This window comes from Methyloversatilis sp. (genome assembly GCF_030696805.1).
Lineage (GTDB): Bacteria > Pseudomonadota > Gammaproteobacteria > Burkholderiales > Rhodocyclaceae > Methyloversatilis.
Genome location: NZ_JAUYRO010000096.1, coordinates 148185 through 159163, shown reverse-complemented (window position 1 = coordinate 159163; position 10979 = coordinate 148185). Strand labels below are relative to the sequence as shown.

At 67.4% G+C, this 10979-nt stretch carries 7 protein-coding genes; 1 reads left to right on the top strand and 6 read right to left on the bottom strand.

Going from position 1 to position 10979, the window contains the following annotated elements:
* Positions 1-492: 492 nt before the first annotated feature.
* The 5 genes from Q8R75_RS16670 to prfB all read right to left on the bottom strand — a co-directional run bounded on the left by Q8R75_RS16670 (position 493) and on the right by prfB (position 7998).
* The gene (locus Q8R75_RS16670; RefSeq protein ID WP_305613341.1) at positions 493-3282 is read right to left on the bottom strand and encodes an AAA family ATPase; all 2790 of its coding nucleotides are present in this window, start codon (positions 3280-3282) and stop codon (positions 493-495) included.
* A gap of 228 nt (positions 3283-3510) precedes the next feature.
* Positions 3511-4212 carry a hypothetical protein gene (locus tag Q8R75_RS16665; RefSeq protein WP_305613340.1) on the bottom strand — a complete coding sequence of 234 codons (702 nt, stop codon included), beginning with the start codon at positions 4210-4212 and terminating at the stop codon, positions 3511-3513.
* Positions 4213-4333: 121 nt separating this feature from the next.
* Positions 4334-5632 carry a hypothetical protein gene (locus Q8R75_RS16660; protein WP_305613339.1) on the bottom strand — a complete coding sequence of 433 codons (1299 nt, stop codon included), beginning with the start codon at positions 5630-5632 and terminating at the stop codon, positions 4334-4336.
* Positions 5629-6897: a hypothetical protein gene (locus Q8R75_RS16655; RefSeq protein ID WP_305613338.1), complete on the bottom strand. Its 1269-nt coding sequence runs from the start codon at positions 6895-6897 to the stop codon at positions 5629-5631. The genes Q8R75_RS16660 and Q8R75_RS16655 overlap by 4 nt, the downstream gene beginning before the upstream one ends.
* Positions 6894-7998, bottom strand: a protein-coding gene (gene prfB / locus Q8R75_RS16650) for a peptide chain release factor 2 (protein WP_305613337.1) whose coding sequence is annotated in 2 segments (ribosomal slippage) — positions 6894-7916 and positions 7918-7998 — 1104 coding nt in all. Because the reading frame shifts where the segments join, the coding sequence is not laid out codon by codon here. The genes Q8R75_RS16655 and prfB overlap by 4 nt, the downstream gene beginning before the upstream one ends.
* A gap of 361 nt (positions 7999-8359) precedes the next feature.
* On the opposite strand from prfB, the gene Q8R75_RS16645 reads away from it, so the two are divergent.
* Positions 8360-9478: a beta-propeller fold lactonase family protein gene (locus tag Q8R75_RS16645; RefSeq protein ID WP_305613336.1), complete on the top strand. Its 1119-nt coding sequence runs from the start codon at positions 8360-8362 to the stop codon at positions 9476-9478.
* A 31-nt stretch (positions 9479-9509) separates the two neighbouring features.
* Here Q8R75_RS16645 and Q8R75_RS16640 read toward each other — a convergent pair whose 3' ends face one another.
* Complete coding sequence (locus Q8R75_RS16640) at positions 9510-10754, bottom strand: methyl-accepting chemotaxis protein (RefSeq protein ID WP_305613335.1); 1245 nt, start codon at positions 10752-10754, stop codon at positions 9510-9512.
* Between the last annotated feature and the right edge of the window lie 225 nt (positions 10755-10979).

Here is a 10979-nt window from a genome sequence, read left to right as displayed (position 1 = left end):
ATCCGCACGTTGATCGAGCGCCGTCGCGTGTTCGGAGAGTCAGGCTCCTACGAAAACCGTGAAGGCTTCACAACTGGCGGCGTTTTTCGGAGGAGCGGACCCCGTCCGCGATCCGCACGTTGATCGAGCGCCGTCGCGTGTTCGGAGACCGGGATCGCCTGCGGGGGCGGAGCGGGGGTTTCGGCTAGCATTGCTCGCCGCCCGCATAGCCGGTCGGCCATGCAGGGCCGACCGTGGGACGGCTCCTACGAAAACCGCGAAGACTTCACAGCTGGCGGCGTTTTTCGTAGGAGCGGACCCCGTCCGCGATCCGCACGTTGATCGAGCGCCGTCGCGTGTTCGGAGACCGGGATCGCCTGCGGGGCAGGCTCCTACGAAGGGCAAGACTGTCGCTGTTTTTCGTAGGAGCCTGCCCCTGCAGGCGATGCGTGTGTGGATCAACGACCATCTCGATCCTGACTGCGGTGACGCAGCGGCTGTTGTCGCTATGCTTCATTTCGCGCGCTTCAGGATGCCGATCGGCGGTGCCCAGCTTTCGGTGGGTGACTTCTTGCTGGTGACCAGTGTCAGCTGGGACGGGGCGAACACGTTGGCGTTGTGCGTCACCGGGGTGGTGATGAGGTACTGCGCACGGGTGGCGCCGAGGAAGCGGCCGACGCGGTCGATGTTGGCGACGTCCAGATGCGCGAACGGTTCGTCGATGAATACGAAGCCACCGGGTCGCGTGTCGTCCATCAGCAATGCGATCAGCAGGATGAGCGACTTCATCACCTGCTGACCGCCGGACGCCTCGCCGTCGTTCAGGCCGACCGCGCCCTTGCGGTCGAAGTCGAAACTCACGTCCAGCCCGGCCTGGGCGAGCGCCAGATCGTCGTTGTCCAGCGGCGGTGCGCCGCAGTCCACACCCACGTTGGCCAGTTCGCCCAAGGCGCGCAGGTTCTTGCCGTACTGGCGCACGGTGGCGCGCAGCTTGGCAATGTAGGCGGCGCGTGCGTCGTCGGTGTGACGGCGGGCCGTGGCGCAGTATCCCTGGCGGCTGGCGTAGTCCTGCTCTCGCCGCGCGAGGTCGTCCTTCAGCCGGTCGCGCAGCGTCAGCGCGGACGGGTCGGTGACCCAGTCGCCGGTGGCCAGCAGGTCGCGCAGGCGACCCAGTTCGCGCCGGGCGGCGCGGGCGTCGCCGTAACGTTCGGTCAGCTGGGCAAGTTCGCGTGCATCGAGCCAGTGCGCCGGCATGCCACGGCGGCGCGTGCGCAGCGCCACCAGTCGCTGCGCCTGTTCGGTGCGGCGAGGTGTCAGTTGCTGCGTCAGATCGCGCAGGCGCGTGCCGGTGGCATTCAGCTCGCGCCGCCTGCGATCGATTTCGGTGTCGATGCCGGTCAGGTTTTCGCGCAGGCGCTCGACTTCGTGCCGGGCGGCATCGCGCGCGGTGAGGGTCTGGTCGCTGTCGGAGCGCGCACCGGGCAAGGCGGCACGGGCCTGCGCAAATTCGTTGCTGCGCAGCGCCAGCAGGCTGGCCGACTGCAGGCCGAGCAGGCGGGCGCGCATGGCGGTCACCTGTTGGCGTACCCGGTCCAGCTCGGGGCTGAGCGTGCGACGCGACGCGTCGAGTTCGGCGATGTCGCGCCCCAACTGCTCGATGCGCGCCTGCCGGGCCAGTTCGCCGAAGTGGAATTCGGCCGGACGACCGAGGTGGCGCGCGCCGCGCCGCTCGCGGTGATAGCCGTCGCGAGTGATCCATTCGGTGTCGCGCGGCAGATGGCGCGCGGCATCGGCGCTGTCCACGCGCTGCATGCGGCCCAGCAGATCCGCGAGCCAGCGCGGTACCGCAGCGGCAAAGCGCACGACTTCGGCCAGCGAGCCGGCACGCGCCGACATCACGGTTTCGCGTTCGGCCACAATGAAGTGGCGGAATCGCGCCTGTTCGCCGAGCGCCCACGCAGCGTGGCGGTCGTCTTCGCGCTCCAGCAGCACCAGATGGCGGTAGGGCCGCAGTACGGCTTCGAGTGCCGCCTGCCAGGCGACGTCGGTCACTTCGACCACATCGGACAGCACGCGGTGTGCGATGCCGGCTTCATCCAGCTTCGTGCGGAAGGCGCTCACCTCGGCGTCACCGGGTGCGCCGCGTCGTTCCTGGGCGGCGCGCAGCTGTTCGGCCTTGTCTTCGAACTTCGCCACCAGCACGCGCTCGTCGCCCGCCAGCTTCGCAGCAAGCGCTTCGGCTGCGGCATGTTCGGCTTCGAGCGTCAGTGCATCGGCGCCGTGTTCGCTGGCCACCCGCTCGCGCAGCTTGCGTTCTTCGTCGAGCAGCCGCTCGACATCGCGCAGCGCATCGTGCGCTGCCAACTGGCGCGCTTCCGCCTGCTGCTCGTCGGCGCGCACCTCGGCCAGTGCAGCAACCGCAGTTTCACGTTCGCTCGTCACCGCGGCCAGCCGCGCCGTCAGCGTGGCCTGTTCGCGACCCAGCCAGCGCAGGTCGTCGCGCAGGCGGGCAAGGTCGCCGCGCTCGTTCGACATGTCGCGCGTCAGTTCGGCGACTTCGAGCCGCGGCACGATTTCCGTTTCCAGCGCCAGCACCTCATCGGCGTGCTGCTTCCACTGCCGGTAATTGTCGGCTTCGAGCCGCTTGGCTTCAGCCTGCGCACGCAGCCGTTCGAGGTCGAGGCCGATGCCTTCGAGTTCGCGTTCGGCGCCTTTCTGTTCCTCGCGCGCAGCCTGATAGTTATCCAGCACCTCCTTGTCGCCGAACACGTCGAACACCAGGTCGAGCAGGGCGCGCGGCGAGTATTCGCACAGCTTGTCGGTGTCGCCCTGTTCCAGCGACAGCACCTTGGCGATGGCCGGGGTCAGCCCGCCCCACGCAAGGCGGTTCTGGTAGTCGCGCAGGCCGGTCCATTCGCCGCCGGATTCCAGTGTTTCGATCGCGACATCGCCGTCGAGGATGGCGTAGTCGCGCGTCCAGTCGCCGCCGGCGCGCTTGATGCGGCAGGCCAGCGTGACCTCGTCGTGGATGCACGGAAAGAACGGCCGCTTGCCGGTGCCGCTGGCCACATTGGCGACGACCGCGCGGATCCATGCGTAGTCGTGCTCGCCGCGCCGCACGTAGCGCCGGAAGTCGCGCTTGCCGGAACAGCGCAGCGCAAACAGCGTGCGCAGCGCATCGAGCAGCGTGGTCTTGCCCGAACCATTCGGGCCGACGATGGTGATGATCTGTGCATCGAGCGGCAGCGTGAAGCGCCGCCAGAAATCCCAGTGCACCAGTTCGAGTTGCTTGATGTGGAACATGGGTGGCTCGTCAGCGTGCGTGAGAAGTGAGTGGGCGGTGGCAGAGAGGGTGGCGGTGATCAGCCGCCTGCCGATGATCGACGGGCGTATCGCCTGCAGGGCAGGCTCCTACAACAACCACGCCTGTGTTTGCCTTTCGTAGGAGCGGGCCCTGCCCGCGATACAGACTGCAATCATCGACAGGTGCCTGATCACAGGCGGGGCGCGCGCCGGCCAGGGACGGGCGAGTCATGCTTCGGCCTCGTCGTCGGCGGCGGCGGCCGCGGCGGCCAGTTCGAAGGCATTCGCTTCGGGCATGGCGTGGCCGGCGCCGGTGAGCACGTCGGCCAGCGTGCCGTGTATGACGCGGTCGGCCAGGATGCGGTAGTCGAGCAGCACGTCGAGCAGCGGGCCTTCGAACACCAGGCCGTTGCGCCGCTCGATGAATCCGAGACGTGACAGCTTGCCGAGTGTGAATCTGAGCTTCGTGATGCCACCAAGCCGGGCACCGAAGTCGGCCACCAGCGAAGCTTCGGTCAGTGCGCCCGATACCGAGTCGCCGTGCTCGACCGGTTGTTCGGCGCCGAACATGTCGTCCTGCCCTTCGTCGTTCAGTGCGCGCCGGCTGACCTGGCGTTCGCGCTTGGGCAGCACAATCAGCGACCAGATCACCATCAGCCAGGCCAGTTCGTCGCGCATCAGCCCGACATTGCTGGCGGCGTATTCGCGCGCCTGTCCGAACACCGGTTCGCGCATGTCGTCGGCGATGCCGACTGCGATGTGCGCGGCATAAGGGTTGTCGAACAGCTGCAGGCCGACCGCGGCGAGCCGCTGGTCGAGCGCATGTCGGAAGCCGTCATCAACCAGGGCGCGGCGGGCCAGCCGGTCGGTGCGCGGCATCGAGCGGTGCGCCAGCAGGCGCGCGGTGAGGGTGCGAAGTTCTGTTTCCATATCCATCAGTTCAAAGGACCTGCTGCAGATCGACGCGGCAGGGTCCGGTCAAGGGCGGAGGACACCGTCGGGACAGCGGCCGCTCTCCCGTGTTGCTGCGTCCATGCAGGACGCAGCCGCATCACGACGCGCCCCTCGGCAGCACTTCGCCGACCGTGATCGCAGCGATGTCGTCGTCGGTCAGCGACTGCAATTCTTCGGTGAAGCGCACGTCGACCGCCAGGCGCAGGAAGTCGGCAACCGGGCCTGCGCCGGCTTCGACCGCCGGGTCGCCGCCTGCTCCGGCGTCACGCAGCAGCGCGAGCAGCGACATGCGGTAGGACGCCTGCGCGAAACCGCTGCCCGGAATCACATCGGCCAGCGCGACCGGGCCGGGCAGGGCGCCAAGGCGATGCGCGAAACGTTCGAGCAGGTGCAGGTCTTCCGCCGGCGGTTGGGCGGCGACCGGTGCGTCGTCAGGCGCCGGCAGCGCGGTTGTGGTGTCGCTGACCGGCTCGGCGGACAGCGTGGGTTCTGCGCGGTCCAGCAGTTCGTGGTCACCCGCCAGCAGCGTGAGGTCGGGGCAGGGCGCAAGCGCGTCGGCCGCCAGCCCGGCGAGTGCCGCGCTGTCGAGCCGGCGCAGCCAGCCCGCGACATCGGATGATGAAATGCCGGAGCCACCCAGCGTCACGCGCTGCGATTCGATCTTGTTCAGTGCGCGCTGGAACGAGGCGTCCACCCGCGCGAGGCGCGACTGCGCCAGACCGATGCGCTGCGCCAGCCGGGCCCGCTCGAACGGCAGGTCGTCATCGGCCAGCAGGTCGCGCAGCAGCGCGGTGCCCCGTTCCAGCCAGCGGCCGTTGGCGTCCAGACGGCGGCGCGCCGCGATGATGCGGAATTCCGACCCGGAGGCGATCGCGTCCTCGAAGTGCAGCGTGAGATCGTTCAGCTTGCCCAGCAGGTGCTGCAGCGCGTCGCCGGTGTCGCCATCGACCGCCTGCAGGCCGGCGATCTGTGCGGTCAGGAAGCCCAGCTCCACATCTTCGTCGCCGGACAGTTCGAGCAGCATGGCCAGCGCCGCGCACGCGTTGCGGCCGATGTCGGACAGCTGGTACTGACTGTCGACGACGCGCAGCAGGGCGTGGTCGCGCAGGCGGCGCAGCACGGTTTCCAGCTTGACCGGGTCGATGAAGGCGAAGCGTGCGCGCAGCGCCTCGGGCGACCAGCGCGGCGCGTCGGCCGTGCGGCCGATCTCGCCCAGCACCAGCACGCGCAGCAGCACCTCGGATTCCGAGCCGTGGAACAGCGTCGTGAAGGCGGACAGCAGGGGCCGCGCGCGTGCCAGCCGGTCAAGTTCGGGCAGGTCGCCGGGGCTGACGCCGGGCGAGAGAAAGTCGGCAAAGCCCGCCGCAGGATCGATCAGGAAGTCGCCCGCGCTCACCGGTACAACTCCAGTTTTTCGAGGCGTGCCTCGATGTCGTCGATCACGGCCTGGTAGGCGGGGGCACCGATGCCACCAAATCGCCGGAGAAACTCTTCCTCCGGCATGAATTCGGGCAGGCCATCGATCGGTGGCAGCACTTCATCGACCGGCAGACCGGCCGCAAAGCGCTGCGAAACGTTGCCGCGGCCGGCGGCAATCTGTTCGCCCAGCCGGGTGCCGGCGCGGTCGGCCAGCAGGTCGGTGAAGGAGAAGCCGCTGCCGACCTGCGCATCGCGCACCTCCTTCGACAGGCCGATGGCATCGGCCCAGCCGGCGCCCGCGTGCAGGGCGAGCAGGGCAGACCCGACATAGTGCTGCGACAGATCCTCCCGCCCGCGCAGCGTCAGGCTGAGCCGCGGCACAGGCAGCCATTCGGCAGCCTGCGGCACCAGATCGCGCGGGTGGCGGCCATTGACGAAAAGCGCGAGAGCGAGCACGGCGGACCGTTGTTCCGCCAGGGCGTCGCCATCGCCGGAACGCTGTCCGGCCAGCGCAAACAGCGCCTGCATCGCACGCAGCAGTTCGCTGTCGCCGTCCTTGCGCATGCCCACCACGACCTTCACCAGCGCCTCGTGATAAAAGCCGAGCCGTTCGGCTTCGCCGGCCGGCAGCATCGACTGCACACCTTCCTTCCACAGTTCGGTCGACCAGACGTAGTTCAGTGCGATGCCCGCCGGACTGATCTGCACCCGGTCGAGCAGGTCGATGAAGCGCTGCGGATCGATGCCGACGCCGGCCATCTCCAGCACCCTCGGCACGGCGCGGCCCACCAGCGGCTGCGCGATGAAGTCAGGTACGGTGAGCTGACCGATACGGAGGGTGTCGAGCGCCGGCTGGCCGGTGTCTGACACCGCCACACGCGCCTGCACATTGACCCAGCGCGATATCGCCGGCACCTGGGTGCTGGCCGCGATGTTCATTCCGCCGGCGTCCGGCTGCAGATCGAGCCGGGTCGCCGGCAGCCGGCGGCCCGCTTCATGCGCCAGCAGCTGCAGGTCAGCCGTGTCGAGCCGGATTTCGCTGCGCTGACCGGTGCGCAGGCGGCGCGGGTCGTTCAGGGCGAGTTGCTGAAGCAGCTTTTCGGCCGCTTCCGGCGACACCGCCGGCGGCTCGGGCAGTGCCGGATTGGCATCGACCATCAGCGACACCGCGCCGATGACGGCGGCCAGTGCAAGCAGCAGCGTCAGCGGCACCAGCCACAGCAGGAACTTCAGCAACTTCACACGCCCTGCTTCAGGCTGGCCTGGATGAAGCCGTCGAGGTCGCCATCGAGCACGCCCTGCGTGTTGCCCACCTCGTAATTGGTGCGCAGATCCTTGATGCGGCTCTGGTCGAGCACGTAGGAGCGGATCTGGTGGCCCCAGCCGATGTCGGTCTTGGAATCTTCCAGCGCCTGCTGCTCAGTCTGGCGCTTGCGCAGTTCGGCTTCATACAGGCGCGACTTCAGCATGGCCATCGCTTCGGCGCGGTTGCGGTGCTGGCTGCGATCGCTCTGGCACTGCACGACGATGCCGGACGGCGCGTGCGTGATGCGGATCGCCGAGTCGGTCTTGTTGATGTGCTGACCGCCGGCGCCCGACGCACGGAAGGTGTCGACCCGCAGATCGGCCGGATTGATTTCGATCTCGATCGAGTCGTCGGCTTCCGGATAGACGAACACGCTGGAAAAACTGGTGTGCCGACGCGCGCCGGAATCGAACGGGCTTTTGCGCACCAGCCGGTGGATGCCGGTTTCGGTGCGCAGCGTGCCGTAGGCATATTCGGCGGTCACCTTGATGGTGGCGCTCTTGATGCCGGCCACGTCGCCTTCCGACTCTTCCATCACCTCGACGTCGAAACCCTTGCGTTCGCAGTACTTCACGTACATGCGCAGCAGCATCGATGCCCAGTCCTGCGCTTCGGTGCCGCCGGCGCCGGCCTGGATTTCCAGGAAGCACGGATTCGGATCCTGCGGATTGTTGAACATGCGGCGGAATTCGAGGCCTGCCACGTCGGCTTCGACCTTCGCCTTGTCGGCTTCGATTGCCACCACGGTGTCTTCGTCGGCCTCTTCACGAGCCAGTTCGAACAGTTCGCTGGCGTCGGCAAGCCGTGCGTCAATCGATTCGATGGCGCGCACGACCGCTTCCAGCGTGTGCTTCTCCTTGCCCAGTTCCTGCGCGCGCGCAGTGTCGCTCCAGATGCCCGGATCTTCCAGCGCGCGTTCTACCTCTTCGAGCCGCGATGCCTTGGCATCGAAGTCAAAGATACCTCCGCAGTTCGCCGGCCCGCGACTGCAGGTCGGTCAGATGATTGGCGATGGCGTTCAGACGTTCTGCTTCCATGATGTGCGGGCCCGGAATACGGAAAACCGTCGATTGTACCGGCTGCAGCGGCCGGGCACGGTGAGCGGACCCTCTGCCGGCGCGCGCAGTGCCGTGTGTGCGCCGACGCGACCGTGGGGGTACGGGACGATTTCCCTTGTACCCGGGGCTGGGCTGCGACACCGTAACGGGCGGTTTTCCCGGTCGGCACGGGCGGATCAGCCTCGCCCGCCGCCCCGACTGGCGGATTTCCTGAACCGAAGGCCGCGCGACGATCTCTATACTGCAGCGCTTCGATCACGTCGTCCCGGTGCCTGGCACGCGCGTTGGGTTCGATGTGGCCGACAGCAGTCGAATAAGAATTAATCAAGGAGGAAACCCCATGAAAAAGATGACCCGCCCAATCGCAGCGCGCAGCCTGTGGTCTGCCGCACTTTTTTCGTTGTTTGCCGGTGCCGGTCTGGCGCAGGCGCAGGGCACGGCCTATGTGAGCAATCAGGAAGGCGGCATTTCGATCATCGATCTGGCGAAGATGCAGGTGACCGGTGAGTACGCGGTCGGCGGCAAGGTGCCGCGTGGCCTGGGCGTCACCGACGACGGCAAGACGCTGGTCGTTGCGGTGCGTGAAACCGGCGACGTCGCGCTGATCGACACGGCCAGCGGCAAGATCATCAAGCGCGTCAAGATCGGCAAGAACCCGGAATTCGTACGCGTGCGCGGGGACATGGCTTTCGTGTCGTTCGAACCGACTTCCAAGCTCGGCCCGCCGCCGAAGCCGGGCACCGAAAAGAAGGAAGAGAAGAAAGAAGGTGGCAAGGACGGCGCCCACGGCCATGACGACGACGATGACGACGAGGACAGGGAGCCGGCACAGGTCGCCGTGGTCGACCTGAAGGCCGGCAAGGTGGTGCGCAACATCGTGGGCGGCCCGGAAACCGAAGGCATCGAATTCTCGCCTGACGGCAAGAGCCTGGTGGTGACCAACGAAGCCGACAACACGCTCACGCTGCACGACATCAAGTCGGGCAAGCTGGTGAAAAAGGTCGATGTCGAAAAGTACGGTGCCCGCCCGCGCGGCATCAAGCTGTCGCCGGATGGCAAGACCTATATCGCCACGCTGGAATTCGGCAATAACTTCCTGGTGCTGGACGACAAGCTGACGCCGATCAAGACGGTCGCGACCGGTCAGACACCGTATGGCGTGGCCTTCGATCGCAAGGGTGAGCGGTTGTTCGTCGCGACTGCCCGGGCCAAGGCGCTCGAGGTGTTCGATGCGAAAACCTTTGTCAAGATCAAGGACGTGCCGCTCGACGCCGAGCGCTGCTGGCACTTCACCTTCACGCCGGACGAAAAGCAGATCCTGGTGGCCTGCGGCCGCTCGAATCAGGTTGTGGTCGTCGATGCCGCGAAGCTCGAAGTGACCGCCCGGATCGAGGACAAGAAGCTGCCCTGGGGCGTGGTGACCTGGCCGCGTGCGATGGGCAGCCTCGACCAGCCCTGAGCGGCATTTGCACGGTCCGGCCGGCGGCCCGCTACAGGCGGAAGCGTCCGGTCAGATCGTTCAGTTCGTTTGCCAGCCCCTGAAGGTGCGTGACCGAGGCGGCGAGGTTGCTGCCGGCCGAGCGGTTCTGCTCCGACATGGTTGCAATGCTGTCCACGTGCTCGGCGATGTCGCCGGTGGCGCGGCTTTGCTGTTCGAGCGCCACGTTGATCGACCGCACCTCGTCGGCGGCTTGCGATACCGCCCGGTGGGCGACGGTGATGACGCCGGCGGCAGAATTGCTCGACGATTCGGCGACACCGACCGCTTCGCGGCCGTTGGTCAGCGCCGTCGCCAGGCTCGTCGCCCGCTCGGCCAGGCTGCGGGTGATGGTGTCGATCTCGCCGGCCGAAGCGCTCGATTTCTCGGCCAGCTTGCGCACCTCGTCGGCCACCACCGCGAAACCGCGGCCCTGTTCGCCGGCGCGTGCCGCCTCGATGGCAGCATTGAGCGCCAGCAGATTGGTCTGGTCGGCGATTTCGCGCACTTCGCGCGTCATGCGGGTGATCTGCTGCGCGTTGTCGACGAAGGCAGCGGCTGCACCCGACACCTCGTTCATCACGTTCGCCGTGCGGCCGATCGATTCGCGCAGCTCGGTCAGGTGCGATTGCGCACGCGCGGACTGGTCCAGCGATTCGTCGGCCTGGCGCGCGGCGTTGCCGGCATTGGCGGCCACGGCGCGGATGCCGGCGGTCACCTCTTCGACCGAGGTGGCGGTGGAACTCGCCGCGCTCGATTGCGCGGCCGAGGCGTCGGCCACCCGGCGCGATTCGCCGCTGACCGTCTGCGACGCATCGACCAGCGAGTGCGCCGACTGCTTGAGTTGCGACACGAGGGCGCCCAGGTCTTTGCGGATGCGTTCGGCACTGAGCGCGATGGCACCGAGTTCGTCCTGTGTGGTGCAGGCCACGTGACCGCCGAAGTCGCCGCCGGCGAGCCGTTCGAGATCGGCCGACAGGCGTCGCGCCGGGCCGATGATCGTGCGCTGCAGGGCCCACAGGAAAAGTACGAAGGCAAGTAGAACGACGATGGCGAAGGCCCCGCCGATCACCATCAGCTTGTTCGCCGTCTCTTCGCGCACGGCCAGCGCCTGCGCCCGCGTGATGTCGCCCGACAGGGCATCGATGGCCGACCATTCCACGGCGAGGCCGATGACCGCGGCCAGCAGCAGTGCGGCGGTGCCGCCGCCGCAGATGACCAGGAGCTTGTTGCGGATGCTGCGCGATATGAAGTTCATGTGCATTCCCTGACGAAAAATTCGAAAGACCTCGACACGGAGTCAACGGACGCGGCGGGCAAATCTTCTGCGTGCGGGCAGCTTTATTTCGTTCATCCAGATTGGTCGGGCGCAGATGGACGGTGGCGGGCGGCTGCGGACGCTCGGTTCAGCTTGTGTTGGTGGGCGCTGAAAAGCTCGAAGTCACCGCCCGGATCGAGGCCAGAAAACGGCCGTGGCGCGCGG

Coding starts and splice junctions, on each gene's coding strand:
- Q8R75_RS16640 (WP_305613335.1), bottom strand. CDS start 10,754: ATGAACTTCATATCGCGCAGCATCCGCAACAAGCTCCTGGTCATCTGC.
- Q8R75_RS16670 (WP_305613341.1), bottom strand. CDS start 3,282: ATGTTCCACATCAAGCAACTCGAACTGGTGCACTGGGATTTCTGGCGG.
- Q8R75_RS16665 (WP_305613340.1), bottom strand. CDS start 4,212: ATGGAAACAGAACTTCGCACCCTCACCGCGCGCCTGCTGGCGCACCGC.
- Q8R75_RS16645 (WP_305613336.1), top strand. CDS start 8,360: ATGAAAAAGATGACCCGCCCAATCGCAGCGCGCAGCCTGTGGTCTGCC.